14 protein-coding genes and 1 riboswitch are annotated in these 19,622 nt (G+C 47.6%); of the genes, 5 read left to right on the top strand and 9 right to left on the bottom strand.

All coding sequences use genetic code 11. The features are described 5' to 3' along the window. Window positions 1-157: 157 nt before the first annotated feature. From thiW to BBI11_RS12705, 8 genes are all read right to left on the bottom strand, one after another. The gene (gene thiW, locus BBI11_RS12670) at window positions 158-646 is read right to left on the bottom strand and encodes an energy coupling factor transporter S component ThiW (RefSeq protein WP_068464003.1); all 489 of its coding nucleotides are present in this window, start codon (window positions 644-646) and stop codon (window positions 158-160) included. Continuing rightward, the gene (thiE, locus tag BBI11_RS12675; RefSeq protein ID WP_237150274.1) at window positions 643-1,260 is read right to left on the bottom strand and encodes a thiamine phosphate synthase; all 618 of its coding nucleotides are present in this window, start codon (window positions 1,258-1,260) and stop codon (window positions 643-645) included. Before thiE ends, thiW begins: the two co-directional genes overlap by 4 nt. Beyond that, window positions 1,235-2,113 (bottom strand): bifunctional hydroxymethylpyrimidine kinase/phosphomethylpyrimidine kinase, encoded by an 879-nt coding sequence (gene thiD / locus BBI11_RS12680; protein WP_068464008.1) that lies wholly within the window; start codon window positions 2,111-2,113, stop codon window positions 1,235-1,237. Before thiD ends, thiE begins: the two co-directional genes overlap by 26 nt. Further along, entirely contained in the window at window positions 2,103-2,864 is a 762-nt protein-coding gene (gene thiM, locus BBI11_RS12685) for a hydroxyethylthiazole kinase (protein WP_083389103.1), read from the bottom strand. Before thiM ends, thiD begins: the two co-directional genes overlap by 11 nt. After that, window positions 2,857-3,546, bottom strand: a complete 690-nt coding sequence (tenA, locus tag BBI11_RS12690) for a thiaminase II (RefSeq protein ID WP_068464014.1) — start codon at window positions 3,544-3,546, stop codon at window positions 2,857-2,859. Before tenA ends, thiM begins: the two co-directional genes overlap by 8 nt. An 89-nt stretch (window positions 3,547-3,635) precedes the next feature. Beyond that, window positions 3,636-3,737, bottom strand: a riboswitch (TPP riboswitch). 205 nt (window positions 3,738-3,942) lie between these two features. After that, window positions 3,943-4,929: a GNAT family N-acetyltransferase gene (locus BBI11_RS12695; RefSeq protein ID WP_156889110.1), complete on the bottom strand. Its 987-nt coding sequence runs from the start codon at window positions 4,927-4,929 to the stop codon at window positions 3,943-3,945. Window positions 4,930-5,127: 198 nt separating this feature from the next. Further along, window positions 5,128-6,240, bottom strand: a complete 1,113-nt coding sequence (locus tag BBI11_RS12700) for a S1C family serine protease (protein ID WP_068464021.1) — start codon at window positions 6,238-6,240, stop codon at window positions 5,128-5,130. 159 nt (window positions 6,241-6,399) lie between these two features. After that, window positions 6,400-9,900, bottom strand: coding sequence for a DUF6359 domain-containing protein (locus tag BBI11_RS12705; RefSeq protein WP_068464024.1), 3,501 nt, complete (start codon window positions 9,898-9,900; stop codon window positions 6,400-6,402). Between the two features lie 367 nt (window positions 9,901-10,267). Here BBI11_RS12705 and murJ point away from each other — a divergent pair, with 367 nt between their 5' ends. The 5 genes from murJ (at window position 10,268) to BBI11_RS12730 (ending at window position 16,633) form a co-directional block, all read left to right on the top strand. After that, window positions 10,268-11,794 carry a murein biosynthesis integral membrane protein MurJ gene (gene murJ, locus BBI11_RS12710; RefSeq protein WP_068464026.1) on the top strand — a complete coding sequence of 509 codons (1,527 nt, stop codon included), beginning with the start codon at window positions 10,268-10,270 and terminating at the stop codon, window positions 11,792-11,794. Between the two features lie 15 nt (window positions 11,795-11,809). After that, on the top strand, window positions 11,810-12,685 hold the full coding sequence (locus BBI11_RS12715; RefSeq protein ID WP_068464028.1) for a PIG-L deacetylase family protein: 876 nt from the start codon (window positions 11,810-11,812) through the stop codon (window positions 12,683-12,685). A 24-nt stretch (window positions 12,686-12,709) separates the two neighbouring features. Continuing rightward, window positions 12,710-14,173: an O-antigen ligase family protein gene (locus tag BBI11_RS12720; RefSeq protein WP_068464031.1), complete on the top strand. Its 1,464-nt coding sequence runs from the start codon at window positions 12,710-12,712 to the stop codon at window positions 14,171-14,173. Beyond that, window positions 14,170-15,174, top strand: coding sequence for a GNAT family N-acetyltransferase (locus tag BBI11_RS12725; RefSeq protein ID WP_068464034.1), 1,005 nt, complete (start codon window positions 14,170-14,172; stop codon window positions 15,172-15,174). The genes BBI11_RS12720 and BBI11_RS12725 overlap by 4 nt, the downstream gene beginning before the upstream one ends. A 997-nt stretch (window positions 15,175-16,171) precedes the next feature. Then, entirely contained in the window at window positions 16,172-16,633 is a 462-nt protein-coding gene (locus BBI11_RS12730; RefSeq protein WP_068464037.1) for a site-2 protease family protein, read from the top strand. A gap of 184 nt (window positions 16,634-16,817) precedes the next feature. Here the strand turns inward: BBI11_RS12730 and BBI11_RS12735 are convergent, their stop codons facing one another. Beyond that, on the bottom strand, window positions 16,818-19,304 hold the full coding sequence (locus tag BBI11_RS12735) for a cell wall-binding repeat-containing protein (RefSeq protein ID WP_068464040.1): 2,487 nt from the start codon (window positions 19,302-19,304) through the stop codon (window positions 16,818-16,820). Window positions 19,305-19,622 lie beyond the last annotated feature (318 nt).

Genomic DNA, 19,622 nt, shown 5'->3' on the forward strand with positions numbered 1-19,622 from the left:
CATCTGCCACGCAGATGTAGGAGCACAAGGGTTTCAAAGCGGCTGAGGAGGCTTGGGCGCGAGCCCACGGAAAGCGAGCGGTAAGCTTCGGAAAACACGGCTTTTTACTTTCTCGACAGCCTGACAAGAATCGGCTCATAAAGCCGCTCCTTGTTTGTCATGCCAATAACTTACTGCTTTTCGTTTTTTCTAAACGGTAGACCAGTATGACGCCGAGCACTGCCCCGCTGATGCTCGATACGAGAAACGGCGGCATGAAGAACAAGGCGCCGACTTCCGTTCCCATTAATACGCGTGCATATGGTACGGCGACCAGCGAGGCGAGGATGCCGGTGCCGAGAATTTCCCCGGTTGCCGCAAAACCGACTCGCCCGCTATAACGGTAAAAGACCCCGGCAAGCAAGGCGCCGATCATGCCGCCTGGAAATGCGAGCAAGGAGCCGGTCCCAGTCAAAACGCGAACCGCGCCGGTCAATAACGCAATGGCCACAGCGGGCCCCGGGCCGAAGATGACGGCCGCGATGACATTGATGGCATGCTGGACCGGATATGCTCGCGCAATGCCTGCCGGAAACCAAACGAACGCGGAACCGGCGACAGCGAGTGCCACGAACATCGCCATCAGTACCAGTTTTCTCGTATTCATCCGACGCGCCTCCCCGGAATTGATTGCTTGAATCGCTCGATTTGCCCTGCTACATCCTCAGCTTGCGCGATCGAGGAAATAATAGCGATGCCGGACACGCCTGCCCGCCATACCATTTCGGCATTGCCCGGTTCGATGCCCCCGATGCCGATGACTGGCACATTCGGATATTGTGTTTTCACTTTTATGATTTCAGCGACGCCGGCGGGCGGTTTTGCATCGCTTTTCGTGCGCGTCCCGAATATCGGCCCCATGCCAAGATAGGTCGCGCCGCAAGTCAGCGCTTCATTAGCCTCTTTGACGGAATGCACCGATACTCCAAGAGCCATCGATGCGCCAATCCGCTTTCTTACCTGGCCGCAGCCCATATCGTCCTGTCCGATATGGATGCCATCCGCTTCGATCGTACAGGCGAGCTCAACATCATCATTGATAAACATCGGGACATTGTATTCACCGCATAAGCTTTTGCAGTTGGCAGCGAATTCTACCAGTGCATCGCCCGTGAGCGCATCGTTCCCTTTTTCGCGCAGCTGAAAATGCGTGATGCCGCCTTGAAGCGCCTCTTTGAGAAGTGCGAGCGGCTCTTTAGTACCGGCGTTTGTCGTACCCATGAGAAAATAAATCGCTGGATTCCCGAACAAGATGGACCACTTCCTTTTCCTTTGATTCGTTATACGCCGCATGATGCGTCGGGCCGTGTCCATGGCCGATGCCGAGTGGATGCGCGAGCGCCGAGTGGATAAATTCCTTGGCTGTAAATAATGCTTCTTCCACCGGTTTGCCTTTGCCGAGTTCAGCTGTTAGCGCTGCTGAAAATGTACAGCCCGTGCCGTGCGTCTGTTTTGTCTGGAGGCGTTCCGAACGCAGCAGGATGATCATTCCTTGCTGGTCCATATAAAAGTCCTCCGCAACGTCAGGGTCCGTACTATGCCCACCTTTGATAATGACTGATGACGCACCAAGCGATAATATTGCTTCTGCCGCTTTTCTTCGCGACACCTCGTCGGTAATATCGATTCCACTCAAAGTTTCTGCTTCCGGAATATTGGGTGTAATAACAGAAGCGAGCGGCACTAGCAGTGATGTGATCGCTTCGACCGCTTCTTGCTGAAGCAAAGATGCACCACCTTTTGCGATCATGACAGGATCGATGACCAGCTGCTCCCACCCGTAGCGTTTGATGCCTTGTGCAGTTTCTTCGATAATTCCTGCATCAAACAACATGCCAGTCTTGACTGCTCGAATGTCAAAGTCTGTTCCGATTGCATCAAGCTGTTGCTTGACCGCTTGCCGATCCATTGGGTAAATGCCGTGGACACCTTGCGTATTTTGTGCAGTCACCGCTGTGATGGCGGAACAGCCAAATACGCCGAGCTCTTGAAAGGTTTTCAAGTCTGCCTGTATGCCCGCACCGCCGCCAGAATCGGATCCGGCAATCGTCAATACTTGGGCTTTAGTTTCCATGAACAAGCGCCTCCTGCCGTTTTGAGAGTTCATCCAAAAAGCTCATCTGGAATGCTCCAGGGTGCAAAGCAATTTTCGCCGCGCGGCTGCCTGCATTAGCATAAAGTTGCAAGCCAAAAGCGACCGCATCAAGCTGACCACTCTCTTTATCCGTCAAAAATGCGGCAAGCACCGCGCTAAGCAAACAACCCATCCCCGTGACCGATGCCATCAACGGATCTCCGCCTGCAATATACTCGGTGCGTTTTCCGTCTGTCACCAGATCGCGTGTTCCAGTGACAGCGACAATTGTTTGGTATTCATCAGCCACTTGTTTCGCGATAACTGCCAAATCGCCTTCGCCTTCTCCGGCATCAACGCCGCGCGCTTGCCAGTCGGCTCCTGCAATCGCCGCGAGCTCACCGGCGTTGCAGCGCAGGAGCGTAACATCAAGTTCAGTCAACAATCGCTTGACGGCTTCCAAACGATAGACGGTCGCCCCGGCACCGACTGGATCCAACACAATCGGAATGCCTTTTTTCATTGCAGCATGACCAGCCGTGAGCATGCTCTGGAAAGAACGTTCCGTAATGGTGCCGATATTAAGCGATAAGGCATCGGCGTGCCCTGTAAGTTCTGCCACTTCCTGTTGTTCGTCGCCCATCACTGGAGAGACGCCGAGCGCCAGCAAGCCGTTCGCTTGGAAATTCGAGACGACGTGATTGGTGATGCAATGAATCAACGGCTTTCGTGCACGCAACTCTCTAAGCATGATGGACACGCTCCTTTTTCTCGGGCAGTTCCCAGGTTTCCATCGTCCATGCTTGCTGCCAGAACTGCCATTCGTAATAGCTGCTTCTCATGAAACGCGTCTTCAATTCCTTGCGCCGCTCTTCCGGCAAGCCTTCTGCCAAGCGGTTCATGCGTTCGATCTGTTCATTCACCAGTTCCCCGAACCATTCAGAACCGTAAGTGCCGATCCATTTCTGGAAAATCGGTTCCTCAGGCGTTGCGGTCTTCAAGCGTTCGCCGATTTCGTAATATAGCCAATAGCATGGCAGCAAGGCCGCGAGCACATCCGCCAAATCGCCTTCCGCGGAACGGTACATATGCGAAACATACGCATAGGCATGCGGCGAAGGTTCGAATAGCTTCCAGTCTTCTTCTGTCACCCCGAGCAATTCCATAAACGATTCATGGAGTGCCAGTTCTGCGGCACAGGTCTGTTCCGCGTGGTGCGCAAAGGATTGCGTCGTCTTGAGGTCTTTCGCTTTTGTGGCACCGATTGCCTGGACTTTCGCGAAATGGGTCAAATAATAGGCGTCTTGCATTACATAAAATTTAAAAACATCTAGCGGCAAATCGCCTTTCGCGATGCCTTTGACGAATGGGTGTTCAAAACTGGCGTTCCATAGGTCTGCGCATTCCAACCGGATTTCTTTGCAAAATGTCATGTCGCTCTCTCCTTTTTTGGGCAAAATAAAACACCGCTTCCCAGGTAAGGAAGCGGCGATAAAGGTCAGCTGAAGAAATTGGAGAAAAGCTCACAATTCGCCCACTTCCCTACGCTGGTATAATCCAGATCAGGTTCAAAGGGTCCGGACTCTTGTCCGTCTCAGCCAACTTGGCTCCCCTAGTGGAATAGCGATATTTTTTTATTGTCGGCAATAGAATACCATAGATGGCTCATGAATTCAAAACTTTTTGAATTCGTGTTGCCCTCCTATTAAGTAAGCTAGAGCGTCATATCCTTATTAAGATGAGTCTGGATGAGTTATCCGTTCGATAAGGGAAGCTTCGCTGAAAGGGTATTGTTGATCTTGCCCGTAAGCGATCCATCAATGGCTTTATTAGCAATTACCAGTATCTCTTTCTGCATTACTTTCTTCCTTGGTTATTGGCCCCTTCCTGTATGCTGGGAAAAAGGAACAATCATCTTCCACATTTACTTTCATGCATAACGAATTATAAACTTCCAGATCCCATATTTTCTTGCCAGTGTAGTATTCAAGCTCTTGGCTCCGACCATATTTCTTCTTGTAGAGATATAATTTATCATCCGGATCGTTCGTCCGGCCGCTTCCGTGATGAATCAGTTTTACCCCATTTTCTATCCCCCAACAGAGCAAAGCATATTGAAGGATGATTGGCGCATGCAAGTGATGGTATTGTTCCAGACTTCCGGTTAAGTGGACATGGATTGCGCCGTTGCTAATAAAATTTAAGCTCATAGCGATGACATTCCCTTCCCACATCACTTCAACAACTAGCAACTGCGGCCCCAGTAAGCGGAGGCATTGATCAAAATAGTCGTCGGTAAAATAATAGAATGCATCCGCTTTATTCCGGTCCATCGTCTGGAAGTACAATTCTTTGAATCGGTCGAGATTGCTTGGATGGATAGACACTTTATACTCCACACCTTGCTCCAATGCTTTGCGGATGTATCGACGGATCGATGGCGTGTATTCAGTCATCAGTGGATCTTCTGTGTCATGCAATCTCGTCTGAATGGTGTTGCGCATAAAATCGATAGCGTACCATTCCTCAAAATCTGAGGCGTTTTTCAATATGGGATGAAAGCGAATAAATTCACTGACGATGTTTTCCGTTTGGCAATATTTGCGAAACTCACGAAAAAACAGTTGGCATAATTCTTTCTTATCGCTTGCGTCTTCAGCTTCAACGATTGGTCCTCCATATCCGTAGGGGGTGATCAAATCATAGTACGGTCCACTGCCCGATAAATCGATAGGAATTACCCTTTTGATAAATAAATAATGGACTGATCCTAGTTTGTGAAAGAGAGTGAACGACACACATTTTCCGTTTTCCATCTTTTCATAAAGCTTCCCGTATGCTTTGCTGAAATAAATATCCCTCACTGTTCTCACCTCATCTTTTTGGTTGCAAACGTTCAAAGTTGTATTCACGTTCTAACTTTAATGGCTTCCGGTTAAAGTGAGGTTAAGTAAGCAGCCTAGCAGTAAACTTTTCACGCCCTGTAAAAAAAGAGCCCCCACAATCGGAGGCTCTTACATTTCTTCTACATATTCAATTTGGTAATCCCCGTACTCATCGATTATCACGGTGTAACGCCGTTGATGGTCGATTGTGCCTGTCTCGCCGTCCGCTTCATGGTAATTGAATACGGCCCCGGCTTCGACATAGGCACGGTCGCCATCTATTTCGACGGCACTGACTTCCGGCACGACCGAATCAAACACCCGGCCATCTGAAGAATAGTCTTTGACGACGCTGTCGACCGCTTCAACCGCCTGGCTTCCCGGCACCAAATACGTGGAGTAGTAATTGAGCTCTTCTTCGTTCATGGAATACGGCAGCAAATCATAATAGGCTTCGATGAAACTCGACAGCAACGCTTCGTCAAAATAGGCATCCTTCACCGAAGGTTCAACCAATTGCGAAGCCGGAAGCGGATCTGGGTTCGCTGCCCAGCTGTCTAAAAGCTCTTTTTTCAAATACAGCGGAATCGCATAGCCGATCTCAGGATTGTCTTCGAGCATAACTGAATTGATGCCGAGCACATTTCCGGTACTTGCATCCAGCAGCGGTCCGCCACTTGAACCTCTTTTGATGAGGGCATTCATTTCATAGAGGTCATCGTAAACAAAGACTTCCGAAAAATCGACCCCCGTGTTGGTAATTTCGCCTTCTGTTGCTGTGTTCGCCGCATTTTCAGGGCTGCCGATGGCGATGACCGGCGTCCCGCTATCCACCGGTTCCAGTTCCTGTTCGAGCGGGTCTTTCCCTGCCAAATCTTCGACGCGCACAAGCGCCAAGTCTTCATCGAGCGATATGCCGATGACTTTCCCGGCGAACTCCTGCCCATCGCTATTGACGAGTGAAATAAACGTCGCATCGCGAACGACGTGGGCATTCGTCAAAATATCCCCTTCGTCATTGTACAAAAATCCTGATCCTTGTTCGAAATCGGTATAGATGGTGTAGACATGTGTTTTGGCATTCGCAATCATGGCGCCTTTTTCTTGTGCGACCGTATCAACCGGTGAATCTCCCTGTTCTGTTTCTGTCTCCGGCGGCGCTTCGGTATCGGTTCCTCCACAAGCCGCAAGGATCATCGCTGACAGAAAAACTACCAGCCATTGCATCATCCGTTTTTCCATCGTCTCAACCCGCTTCCGTTATTGTGAGTTCATTATAGCAACCCCCAATTCAAAAAGAAAAGGCTTGGAACCCTTGTTTTGATAAGTTTTTGGCAAGAACTTTTTTTTACACAAAAAGGCTGGGGGAGCAAATGCCCTCCCAGCCTTTAATCTGTTTACTTATCTTCTGTTTTTCACCAATCGCCCTCTGTTCGTGACGACCGTGTAATTGCCGAGCTCTTTGACTTCCAGTGTGAAGGTCGAGCCGTTTTTGCTGCCTTTCATGATTTGCCATCTGCCACGCTTGTCGACGTGTGAACCGAACTGGACTCGGACACTTGCATCAGTTGCGAATCTCAATTGCACCGTGTCGTCAAATTTCATATCCAGTTTCGTACCTGAAGCATTCAATACCGCGATATCAAACTGGCTAGTCAAAGTCGGGCGGAACCCAACCAGCTTGGCATCATCAGCCTCGAATGAAAGCGTCATGCCTTGAGGCGTTTTTTGTGCCAATTGTTTCAAGTTTTTCGGAGTCAAAGTCAAAATCATATCTTCCAATTCCACACGCAAATTCTTGCCGCTGTTTAGCACTTGCGTGAAAATGTCTTCCGTGAAATGGATATCCAGCTTGCCTTCTTCATCGAAGTCAGCTGCTTTCACGATCGCTGAAAACTCCGTGTATTCCGGTTTAGCTTGTTGCTGGCCCGGCACTTGTGGTTTATCAAATGTAATTTGTGCCAGAAGCGGGTCATGGTCTGATGCGCGTCCATGCTCTTCCATGAACATCGAGTTGATGTGGACCATATCCAGTTCTGTGTGCTCTGCCAAATTATTCGTTACGAGCAAGTGGTCAAGCACTTGCGTATTGCCTTGGTAATGATAAGAGAAACGGTCGTCTTCTGGCACATCGTTGACTTTGTTCGTCAAGATGTCGCCTTGAAGTGCTTCCAGTGCCGGAGTGAATTCAAAATCGTTCATATCGCCAGTGACGACGACATTCAGTTCCGGATTGATTTCGAGCCCTTGTTCGATAAAACCATTGATGGCGTGTGCCAATTCAATGCGTTCAACTTCTGATTTGAATTCTGGTGGCTGGTTTTGCCCCATCAAGCCTTGATCTCCGCCTTTGGAGTTCAAATGCGTCGCGATGACGACAATTTCTTCACCTTGGAATTCAAATTGTGCTGCGAGTGGTTTGCGCGTGCCAGGCATTGGGATTGGCTGGACACGTCCTGGGTTCAAGGCAAGGTCGCCTGATTCTGTCCACGAGTTGTCTTGTGTAGACGTTCCTTTTGTTCCTTCAGCAAGTGTCACGCGTTCTGGGTTGTATAAGAAACCAACGCGGATGTTCCCGCCTGGCTGCCCGCCGTCTTGGTTGTATTCCGGTGCGATGTCTGTCCAAGCGTACGTTGGGCCGCCTGCTGTTTGGATGTCTTTGATAAGACGCTCATAAGAAGCGGTAGCATCAGAGTTGCCAGATGCAATCGGTCCATCGCTGTCTTGAACTTCGATCATCGAGATGACATCCGGTGAGTTCAAATCATTAACGAATGATTCTGCAATGCGCTGTGCTTTTTCGTTTGTTGTATGGCTCGGGTCTGCAGAGAAGTTTTCGACGTTATAAGCCGCAACCGTCAATTTATCGTCTGCATTCTCGATCCATGTTTCTTCCGGTCGTGTGCCGCCGTCTACAATTGCCGGCACTTTCGTTATATCCGTCCAGATCTGGTAGTTGCCGAAGCCATATCCGAGAACGCCGACCGGCATTTCAGCGAAAGTATCGCCTGCTTTTGCGACGAGGTCTTCACTTGTTTGGATTTTTACGCGTTCCGGGTTGAAATCGTCTTCTTCAAGCAAGATTCCGCCTTGTTTATGGAATTCGTTGTTCGTTGCATTTTTCGATACGACAAACACTTCGCCGTAGTCTTGCGGTCCAACAATTTGTGCATCCGCTACACCGACACGCATCAATTCAAGGGATTCCCAGAAATCAATGCCGTCTTCTTCCGGCTGGAATTCCGTCAAGCCGTCGTTGTCGATGTTTTGCGTAGGCGGGAATACGTCTTCACCGATGACAATCGGTTCAGGAAGATCCGCTGTACCTGTTTTCGCCACATCTGTTGAACGGATGCGCGTGACAGGGAGATCGTTTTCTTTCATATCGGAATAGCCGCTATAGAACCATTCTTCCACTGTTCCTGCGACTGATACTACATCCCCGACAGCCAAGCTGCTCGACGCAGAGGATTTGTTGACGATAATTGCTTCTGATGTTGTCCAGTCGCCATCATCATCGGTATCTTGAATGACAAAATTCGAACCATTGTAGAAATGTGTGATGACCCCTGTTATTTCATTAACATTGGCATTTTCATAAGTTGAGTAATGCCCTTGCCCTTGAATGTCGCGGATTTTCAAGTCCTTAGTTTTCAGGACGGTATATTGGAATGAAAAGACATCTGATGTTTCGTCTGAGATAGCGATCGCTTTAATGACCGTATCTTTCGTCAAAAGGATTGGCTTTGTATAAACCGTGCTGTTTGCAGTCGGTGTTGAACCGTCTGTCGTGTAATGGATTACAGCATCGTCCCATCCGCTGGCAAGCGTGATTTCAGTTCCTTCCGAAACAACGCCCGGGAAGATGTCTGCGTACACAGCCGGTTTGTTGACAAGTTCAAAGCTGTCAAATCCAAGCGTCTTCACTTGGTACGTCGAATTGAATTTAGAAGCTATGCCTGATAGGTAAATCAAGTCGCCTTCTTTGTAGCGTTTGGTGAAGTCTTCGAACGTCAAACCGTTGCGGTTGTCGTTGCGAACGACGACTTGCTCATCGTTTTCAGCAACTGCCGTAAATTCGAACGTTCCATATGCGTTAACAGATTGTAAGTTAGTGATTTTGACGCGTTCAATCGAAATGCGTTCTCCTTGCGTGTCTTCATTGACGCCTGCTGGTGAAATCACTTGTGCTTTTGGCAATTCATTGCCAGAAGACAAGACTTCTACCGTATTCGGCTGTAATTGAAGCTCACCGCCATATTCGGACACAGTGCCTACCAAGCGAACCTTATCGCCTGCAGTAACTGTTGCGCTGGACGTATAAACATAAATCCCCGCTGTTTCGTCCTGAACGTAAAAAGCATTGCCGCCCCATAAACCAGTTTCCGTTGTGACAGTCGCTTCAACGGAAATCAAGCCTTCTGAACCGCGAGCTTCTTTGACATTCGCTACTGGCGTCGCTGTCGGTGGCTCTTCGCCTTCAGACAGGATCGTGAAAGCTGTTGGAGATTTCAAGCCTGCTGTTGAAAAATAAGCTTCCAGTGAACCCATGATCGTGACTTCGGCTTTAAAGTTAGACGGATTATCGACTAAGTTTAAGCCTGTACGAATCGCACCAGTAGGCAATTGAACTGGCAAAATTTTCGTCGGATCGGTTTCATCCGGTGAATCTGCCAACCCTAAATTGCTCGCTGTTGTGAAAGGTGCTTCTTGATCGTAGCTCGATTTGCTGCTAGCAGTGCCAACAATAAACCCTCTCACCGTTGCTGTGCCTGTATTGTTTTCTATGGCTTGTGCCACCGAAATGGTTTCGGCTGCATCGGCTGTCGCTGCATAAGGCAACACAGCGGATAAAGCCAATAGGAGACTCAAAAAGATTTTGCTGAACGCGCTTTTTGCCACTAACTTTCACTCCTCAGGTAATTTATTGTCATACGAAACCATTATACTAAAAAATTGTAAGCGTTTTATTAATAATTTGTAAATTCTAACTATTAATACCCGAAATACTCATAAAATTCCCTTTTTTAACCTTTTAAATAGTCTGATCATTCTTTTTGTTTGAATTGTTCTTTATTGCTTTTTCATTCACTTGGCGCAACGCCCCGGTTGTGAATTTTTCCGCAACATAATTCATTGAGAGACGTCTAAACAAGAGGATTCATGATAAGATAGGGAAATGGAATTGGGAGATTATTGCTCCTATATATAAGGAAAGAAATTGGTTTTGTTTTACCGCTTAACCATTTGAAGAAAGTAGGATTTTGTTTTGGGCAGAAAACTCGCACTTACCGGCATTTTGTTTGTCATTGCGTCGCTGTTTTTAAAAGTTTCCGGGCTACTCCGGGATATGGTGATTGCTTATCAATTTGGGGATTCCTATCAATCAGCTGCGTACTTTGCTGCATTCGCTTTGGCAAATACCTTTATTTTATTTTTCACTACCGGCATGAAGAACGCTTTCGTGCCAAGCTTTATCCACGCACAGGCAGACGGCAAAGGCCATCATCATTTTTCACAGATCATTCGTGGGACGATGGTTTTCGGATTGATTGTTGCTGTTATCGGTGCATTTGTCTCTCCCGTCCTGTTGCCTTTATTGTTTCAGTTCCCCAACCTGCAACCTGATGTGCGAGCTGAGGCAATTGAATTGAGTGTTGCCTTGGCGGTCATTTTCTTTATCGCTGTGTTCCTGGTGTCATTGAACGCAGTTTATGAGGCTTATCTTGACGCAGAAAGTAAATTCTCTCTGTCGGTCATCTCACAGACCATCGTCATCGGCAGCACCATTCTTAGTACGCTGTTGTTTGCAGACCAAATCGGCGCCTACTCCATGGCGTTTGGCTATTTGGCCGGTGCACTGTTATCGTATATTGCCAAACGGCTCTGGTTCGTCCCTAAAGACAGCCATAAAGTAATCGGCAAACTCGACTGGGAAGAAATTAAGCCCTTTTCGATCATTTTTATCCCAGTCGCTATTACCGTGATGGTCGGCCAAGTCAATCTGACAATCGATAATATCTTTGCCAGTTCGTTCAGTGATTCAGCAGTCAACTACGTGAACTACGCGAAGAACATCGTCCACTTCCCGCAAGCGATCATCGGTGTAACCATTGGGACGATCATTTTCCCGATTTTGGCGAAAGCGATTGCGAATGCCAATGAGAAAAGCTTCAAACAAGGCATCGAATACGGCTTGATGTTGACGCTTCTGGTTTTACTGCCGGCTGTAGCGGGAATGATGTGGCTGATGCAAGATCTCATCACGATCGTTTACGAACGCGGCGCCTTTACAGCAGACGCGACAACAGCTACTGCAAACGTCGGCTATCTGTACTTGGGATCAGTATTGTTCTTCAGTTTGCAAAACATCTTAAACAAAGCTTTCTATTCAAAAAAACAAGGACATGTCATTTTGCGCATTTCCTTATTCTCCATCGCGCTCAATGTCGGATTGAACTTCTTGTTCATCGCCTTGCTTGATTCGTATCTGGCAATTCCACTCGCTTCGTCCGTCATGGCGCTCGTTTATTTTGCGCTTAACTGGGTCGTCTTTAACCGGACGCAAGGCAAGCTCAACTCTCGCTTTATCATGAAAGACGCGGCGAAGATTTTTGCGGCGACCGCTGTCATGCTATTGGCTTTATGGCTCGCTTCAGGAATTCTCGAGGATCTCAATATTTATATCCGCTTCGGCCTGACTGCGATCGTCGGCGCCATTGTCTACGTCATCGCGGCACTCGCTTTGAAAACGGAAATTGCGCGCTTCCTCATCAGCAAGCTTAGAAAATCATAAGGAGTTTTTCATATTATGAAACAAGCATTAATGAAAAATGCCGCGCCGGTACTCAATCCGGCCATCAAAGCATCCTTGAAACGCTTTTATCAAGCGAGCAAACCGCTGACGCCGCTTGAACCGGCAAAGCGCGTGCTCGTATTTGCCCCACATATTGACGACGAAACAATTGGCCTCGGCGGAACGATTCGGCGCTATGCCGATTCCGGCGCACAAGTCACCATCGCCATCATCACCGATGGCAAAAACAGCAATGCCGCTCCCGTCGAAGCCGATGCGCTGGCCGAAACGCGCAAGCAGGAGTTGCGCTCGATCCAGGATTTGCTGGGCTTTACAGATGTGCGTTATCTGGATTATCCCGATAGTGAAATTAAGCATGTGGCATCAAGCGAACGTTTTGTGGAGCTGATCGACGAAATCCAGCCAGATACCGTTTATACGACCAGCTTGATCGACGCCCATCCAGATCATGTCTATAGTGCCCATTTGGTAGCGGATGCTCTGAAGCATACCGAACATCAGCCAAGCCTCGTCCGCGAATATGAGATCAATTGCCCTGTCCCGCCTGACGCGATCAATTGTATTATGGACATTAGCGATCAATTCCCACTGAAACAACGGGCGACAGAAGCATTCAAAAGCCAAGTCATCGCATTTGATGGATTTTTGGCGCTTGCTGAGATTAAAGCAGCTCAAACAAAAGAAAACCCACGTTATGTAGAAACTTTCATCGAGAACACACCGCAGCGATTCATCGAAGCGGCTGATCGCTTGAAAACTGGCGACCGCCAATACGAAAACCATTTCAAGCAAGCGAATCGTACCGTTACCTTGTGGTGGGCAATTTTCAAGAACTTGAAATTGAAAAAGGCGATTTATCAAAGCCGCTAATTATAAATGCATTTGGAGGATATTATGAACTTTTTTAAGAACGACAACGAAAAATGGTTTTGGCTCATCGCCTTGATCGCTATTATGTTAATCGCATACTCTGAACTGGCCATCATCGGCTATGCCGTCACACTGGTATTGTTCGCTTACGCATTCATCAATCCAAAACACGGCATCCTGTTGCTGTTTGTCTATATACCAGTGCGTGAATTTGTGACGCAATACAATCCGGCGCTCAGCTATTTGACGGAAGCCGTCGTATTCGGTGCGCTGCTCAAAGTGTTCTGGATGAATCGCAAAACCTTCGGCAAGTTATTCCATTTCAAGAATTTCGAATACGCTTATTTCGCTTTTCTTGCTATCGGTTCGATTTCCGCTCTCATCACGGGCATCAGTCCTGTTCTTATTGCAATGACATTGCGTCAGTTCCTGCTCTTTTACTTAGTCTATTATGTGGTCTATCGTCTTGGTATTACCCGCAAAGACTTGGTCAACCTCGTCTGGATTTTTGTTTGGACTGCGATTTTGGTCATCATCCAGGCTATGGCTGAAAAATTATCAATCCGCAACTTCTTCTTACCTGAATCTTGGCAAGCTATGGCATTATCTGCAAAGAACCGCGTGCGCATTTACGGCATGCTCGGCAATCCGAACGTGCTCGGCATCTACTTGATGTTTGCGTTCATCGCCTTCTATTATGCAAAGAATAAACTAAAAGAATTCAAACCGCTTTATATGGATATTTTGAATGTCCTGTTGGTGGGCATTCTTGTATTGACGTATTCACGCGGTACTTGGTTAGGATTTTTAATCGCCGCAGTCGCTTTCTTAATCATGACGCGCAAAATGAGCGTGCTCATCGACTTTGTGAAATACACGGTGATTGCACTTGTAATCGTCGTACTGCCACTTAACTTGCTGACGAACTTCATTGAAAGCACCGATGTCGGTTCTGAGAAAGTGACCAATATCCAGCAATTTGATGTTGGCGGCGAATCCGGATTCCGCGATCGCATCGGCAGTACGTTTAGCGAAGACACAGTCACTGGCAGCCAAAGTTCAGGCCGCTTGTTTATCGTCAAAACTGGATTTGAAGTTTTCAAAGACCACCCAATTATTGGGACTGGATTTGCCACGTTTGGCGATTCCACTACCCTATCGAACGGCTCCCCGATTTACCGGGAATACGAAATCGGCCATAAATTCTATTCCGATAACCAGTATATTCAAATCATCGTCCAAACCGGTGTACTTGGTGTCATTGCCTTTGCTGCTTTCTTATTGCTGATGCTTTGGCGTTACGCGAAAAAGCACAAAGAAAGCTACCTATATTCTCTTACTGCCAGCATCTTGCTCGGCGCATATTTCATGGGCCTTGTCTATAACCTATGGGAATCCGATATCTTCGGACTGGCATTCTTCGCGCTTCTCGCGGCTGCGTCTCGCCGTGAAGATTTCGGGTTGCAGGATGACGGTGACAGCATATGATTCGCCTATACCAAGCCGGGGATGAACTCGGTATCAACGAGCTTTACGAAAAAGTATTCGGTAAAAAACGCTCGCTTGCTGAATGGCAATGGAAGTTTGAAACCTTTCCTGAGAGCGCCACAATCGTTGTCTCGGAAGAAGATGGCCATATTAACGGCCATGCGGCTTTTCTGAAGCTTACGGCGCGCCAACAAGGCAAGGAACTTATGCTCGGTGAACGGGTCGACATCATGGTCGATCCAGAAGCACAGGGGCGTGGCATTTATAAACAGATCGTTTCTCGGATGATCCAGGAATGTAAGACTGAAGGGATCGACATCCTTTACGGCTTCCCTGCTGAGACAGCGAAACAAGTGTTCATGAAAGTTGCAGACGGCAAAGACCTTGGAAATGTCCCGCGCTTTTTAGCGGTCAACAAACCCGGCGCATTGCTTGCGGCTAAGGTCGGCAAGTTACAGGCGATTCAATCGCCGCTCGACAAAGCGTTCTCAGTCAGCATTCCGAAAAAGAGCACGCATCAATTGCGCGAGCTCGGCGATCGCTTGTCCGTAGCGGAGATGTTGTACGGGCGTTTTGAAAAACAGTACCCTCTCCACACGAAGCGAAGCGGTGGCTATCTCCAGCGACGGTTCTTGGACCATCCGACGAAGGATTACCAGGTGTATACGCTCGAGCAGAATGGCTATGCTGAAGGCTATTGTGTCTTGCATGAGGAGACAAAAGCGAACGGTGTCACCTTTACTACGATTGTTGATTTGTTTGGTCCGAACGATGAAGCGATTATTGCGGATCAATTGAAGGCCATTCGCCGTTTCACGAAAGCGGATGCGCTCAATTGTTGGGCGGTGCCGGATAGCCCGCGCTATCGTGCTTTGAAGAAAGCCGGCTTTTTCCATATCAATAGCCCGATGCCGTTTGTGATCAAGGATTTCACTGGCACTGGTTCCTATGACGAGCTGGCTGATTGGCATTTGTCGCAGTCGGATGTGGATTCTTATTAATTTTTGCCCTTTTTCCGGGATACCGGGAGAAGGGCTTTTTTTTGGTTTGTGGGGAATCGCTTTCTGGGTTGAATATGTAAGAAGCTAGTGGGATTTTATGTGTATACTTGGACATCGCTTCTTTTGTTGCTTCGACCGGTAGTCGCTGCCGGGCTTGGGGTTGGCCTTTCACAAGAAGCCGGGAAGAGCACCCGTCTTCTTGCTTCGGCTCACCCCTCTGCGCTGGGCAGCTTGGAGATTTCGTTGCTTGTGGTACGTACAAACAGATCTGCTTCTTTATTCAGTTGCCGGTTTTTGGGGGAATCACTTCCCGGGACTGGTGTGAAAGTAGATAGTGAGAGTTTGGGTGTCGACTTGTTTATTGCTTTTCTTTTTGCATCGGTTAGGTAGCCGCTGCCGAGCTTGGGGTTGGCCTCATGCAATAAGCCGGGAAGAGCACCCGTCTTAGTGCTTCGGCTCACCCCTCTGTGCTGGGCAGCTTGGAGATTTCGTTGCTTGTGGTATGTACAGACAGATCTGCTTCTTTATTCAGTTGCCGGCTTTTGGGGAAATCGCTTCCTGGGGCGAGTTTGCATGGCTTTGAGTGGGCAGTCGTTTTGAGCTTTGATTTTCGCTTCATGTTGGTAGTCGCTGCCGGGCTTGGGGTTGAGCTTTCGTAGTAAGCCAAGAAGAACGCTTGTCTTACTCCTTCGCTTCACCCCTCTGCGCTGGGCAGCTTGGAGATTTCGTTGCTTGTGGTGTGCACCGGCAGATTTGCTCCTTTATTAAGTTGCCGGCTTGTGGGAGAATCGCTTCCCTGGTCTTGTGATTGTGGGGATAGCTAATTCTTGGTTGTGAAGTTGTTATGAGATTTAGCTTTGTTCTGCTCTTGTAGGTGCTAGATTGCTCGGCTTTGTGGATTTGATGAAACTGTTTCGATTTTCTTCCGTATATATGATTATGGTAAAAAATTACACTTAACTTTCAGACCAAAACCTAATAGCAGAGGAGTGGTTGTATGGATTTTTTCATTAATTTTATTGTGATTACTTTGTTCATCTTCCCTTTTATTGCGCTAATACATGAAGCAGGGCATGCTTTTTTCTTGAAGTTATCTGGCGGTGAATTGGTTGAATTTAGTATTGGAAATGGCGAAGTTTTATGGAAGTACAAGCTGTTCTACCTGAGGGTGGCGTATTTTGCGGGAGGGCACGTGGTTGCAAAAGATATTGAAGCTCTGGGGAAGTTCCAGAGGAGTCTTTTCTACTTGGGCGGCGTCTTGTTCAATTTGGTCAGCGCGGTAATCTTGGATCTTGCGACGGGCTTTGAGCTTGGGGTTTTTCGAAATTACTTGGATAGCTTCATATTCGTTTCTTATTTGACTGTCGCGATCAACCTCCTCCCTATGACTACCCTTATCGGGGATAGCGACGGGAAGAAATTGGTCAATCTGTATCGTGAGCAAAAAGCTGCGCAATAGGTTTTCCGGCTGTGAAATTTCGATAATCAAAACCAGGCGCGAATGAACGCCTGGTTTCTTTACACGATATCTACTTCTTGTAAATAGGGCCTCTTGAATTTTGCCCTCCCCCTCGTCTTTGCACAACCATTGAATGAACATAAAAATACCCGGCTGCCTAAGCAGCCGGGTATAATTATTTCGCTCAGTCGTGCAAAGCTTTGATGACTTTTGGTGAAACGACTTGTGTACCGCCTGAAGTGAAGACAGTGCCGTAGTAGTGGGCACGTGTTTCGACTGTAGCGTTCACAGAGTCTTTTTTGACTAGAAGCATCGGTGCTTCATAAGCTGCAGCGAGTGCGTTTCCAGTCAAAGCATCTGGGAAGTTTTGGCCGTTAGCTGCCAAGCCTTCGCCAGCGTCTTCAAACAATAGCTCTGCTACTGCTGCAGACGTCAAGTAACGGTCTGCACCGCTGACACGTGTTGCATCCGGCATTGCATCTGCTACTTCTTCAGAAACGGCTTGAGATCCTCCGATGATCGTTGTTGTATCGTAGAATTCAAGTTCGTCTGCTGTTGCTGCAGGAATGTAATCTGGGCGTGTTAATAGGATTGGTTTGTCGTTAACAGCTGCATACGAACCAGCAGACAAGGCATCTGGGAAGTTCACGCCGCTTACGACGACTGCTTCAGTGCCATCTGTCTCAAGTTCATCTGCGATTGCCACAGCTGTATCATAGCGAGTGGCTCCGCCAATACGTTCTACATCAAGGTCAAGACCTTCTAGTTCAGCAAATACATCAGCTGAAACAGCTTGTGTGCCGCCAAGAACGATGGCGTTTGTTGCGCCAAGGCGTGCGATTTCTTCAGCAACACCAGAAGCAAGTGCTCCAGAGCGCGTCAATAGGATTGGCGCATCGTATTGATCAGCAAGTGGAGCTGCTGTCAAAGCGTCTGCATACTGGTCACCGCGTGCGATGACGACCGTGTCAGCAGATTCCCAGCCTTGTTTCGATACAGCGATTGCTGTTTCGTAACGGTTTTCACCAGACAAGCGCACTTGGTTGATGCGGCGCTCTTCGTATGGCTCTATGCCTTCGTCAGCGAAGGATTGTGCGTGCTCTTCGAACATTTCCCAGTCTGTGAAACCTGGCTCCGTTACACGGCCTTCAGCATAAGCTTTAGCGAACATGTCATAGCCGTCGCCGCCTTTAGCAGTGAAAGTATTCGTTGCGACTGTATATGTTTCTTCCATATCCAATTCTGTATATTCACCATCTCCTGTATCTACGAAAGCAGACAGGACACGTTCGCCGACTGGTGCTTTGGCATCATAGTTGAAGAACATACCGGATACGTGCAGGAATCCACCAAATTCTGGAATAGTTTTTTCACCCTCTGCAGGAGTCGCTTGGACACTACGCTCAAGTGCTTCTGTGAGTTCCTGGCCAGTGACTTCCATGATTGCCAAAGCGTTGCCGAATGGCAGGACAGTCAAGACCTCCCCATAAGTAATCGGTCCCTCATCGATAGAAGCACGGATGCCACCGCCATTTTGAAGCGCAATTGTCGTTTCAGGATTGATTGTTTTTGCTTTTGCGAGCATGCCATCAGTAATGAAGTTTCCAAGGTTTGTTTCACTTGAACGAATTCCGAATTCTCCGCGCGTGCCGTTTAGGAAGACATTTGCTTCAACTCCGATTTCTTTTTTCTTTAAGTCATCGATTTCATCTGCGAAAGGCTTGAGAATAGCTGCGGCCTCTTCGTCTGCATCAGCAAGCGCAACTTCATGATGCTCACCAACGAAGTTTGTTACGTTTCCAGCTTCATCGAAAGTGACATCCAGTTGACCTAGGAACTTATTGTATTCGTTCGCTTGAACAATGACTGTATCTTCTACTTGCACAGGTGGCAATAGTTTTGTGTGTGTATGTCCACCGACGATGACGTCGATGCCATCCACTTCTGCAGCTAGAGTGCGGTCGTTGTCCACTGCCACGTTGTCATTGTAGCCAATATGAGTCAAAGCAACGATTTTATTAACGTCTTGGTCCTCAAACCAAGTAACTGCTTCTTCGGCAGCCTCAAGATAATCCGTAAATTCTACATCTACTGGGCTTGAGATATCTGCTGTTTCAGCAGTGGTCAAACCGAAGATCCCGACTTCCTCGCCATTCACTTCTTGTACGACACCGCTATAGATTTGGCCATTGGCAGCAGTTTTGGTGAAAGCGTCTCCCGCTACAAGCGGTGACATCTTGTCATCTTTCGAGAAGTCCACGTTAGCCCCAAGCATTGGGAAGTCCGCATTTCCAACAAACTCAGCAAGTGCTCCGTGCCCATCTGCACTAGATCCCAAGTCGAATTCATGGTTTCCGAATACCATGGCGTCATAGCCCATGTAGTTCATGAGTTCTAGGTCAGCTTGCCCCTGGAATGAGTTGAAATACAGTGTTCCTGAGAAGACATCGCCTGCATCAAGCAATAGGTTGTTGGCATTCTCCGCTCGCAATTGCTTAACCAAAGTTGCGCGTTTCGGCGCATTGTCAAGATTTGCGTGCGTGTCATTCGTGTGCATGATCGTTAACTCGAAATCGCCTTCAGCTGCGTCCGCTTGTTGCGAATCGTAAATCCCAACGACTGTTAAAGCCAGTGTCGTCGCCATTACAGAAGTGAAAATCTTTTTCGGCATTTGTACACCATCCTATCAATTTTTTTGACGAACGTCTCTCAGGGCTGTATCTTTCAGACTATGTATCAAGACGTTTGTCCCTATTACCCATAATACTACAAAAGATTTCGAAGGTAAGTAAAATTTTGATAAATATTTCGATAACGCTTACATTTTTTCTTTTTCTCATTAGATACTTCATGAATATCCATATAAAGGGATTCAAAGTTACTACTTTTGACATTTAAGTATAGGATTTTTAACTTTCTACCCCTATTCCAATGAATGAGTTTCTTCTATATATAATGCAGTTAATTTAGTAAAACAAAAACGGAGCGC

It is taken from the genome of Planococcus maritimus (assembly GCF_001687625.2).
GTDB lineage: Bacteria > Bacillota > Bacilli > Bacillales_A > Planococcaceae > Planococcus > Planococcus maritimus.

What these genes read in the sequence shown, in the direction of transcription:
- thiW (WP_068464003.1), bottom strand. Translation starts at nt 646, where the DNA reads ATGAATACGAGAAAACTGGTACTGATGGCGATGTTCGTGGCACTCGCT.
- thiE (WP_237150274.1), bottom strand. Translation starts at nt 1,260, where the DNA reads ATGGGTACGACAAACGCCGGTACTAAAGAGCCGCTCGCACTTCTCAAA.
- thiD (WP_068464008.1), bottom strand. Translation starts at nt 2,113, where the DNA reads ATGGAAACTAAAGCCCAAGTATTGACGATTGCCGGATCCGATTCTGGC.
- thiM (WP_083389103.1), bottom strand. Translation starts at nt 2,864, where the DNA reads ATGCTTAGAGAGTTGCGTGCACGAAAGCCGTTGATTCATTGCATCACC.
- tenA (WP_068464014.1), bottom strand. Translation starts at nt 3,546, where the DNA reads ATGACATTTTGCAAAGAAATCCGGTTGGAATGCGCAGACCTATGGAAC.
- BBI11_RS12695 (WP_156889110.1), bottom strand. Translation starts at nt 4,929, where the DNA reads ATGGAAAACGGAAAATGTGTGTCGTTCACTCTCTTTCACAAACTAGGA.
- BBI11_RS12700 (WP_068464021.1), bottom strand. Translation starts at nt 6,240, where the DNA reads ATGGAAAAACGGATGATGCAATGGCTGGTAGTTTTTCTGTCAGCGATG.
- BBI11_RS12715 (WP_068464028.1), top strand. Translation starts at nt 11,810, where the DNA reads ATGAAACAAGCATTAATGAAAAATGCCGCGCCGGTACTCAATCCGGCC.
- BBI11_RS12720 (WP_068464031.1), top strand. Translation starts at nt 12,710, where the DNA reads ATGAACTTTTTTAAGAACGACAACGAAAAATGGTTTTGGCTCATCGCC.
- BBI11_RS12725 (WP_068464034.1), top strand. Translation starts at nt 14,170, where the DNA reads ATGATTCGCCTATACCAAGCCGGGGATGAACTCGGTATCAACGAGCTT.
- BBI11_RS12730 (WP_068464037.1), top strand. Translation starts at nt 16,172, where the DNA reads ATGGATTTTTTCATTAATTTTATTGTGATTACTTTGTTCATCTTCCCT.
- BBI11_RS12735 (WP_068464040.1), bottom strand. Translation starts at nt 19,304, where the DNA reads ATGCCGAAAAAGATTTTCACTTCTGTAATGGCGACGACACTGGCTTTA.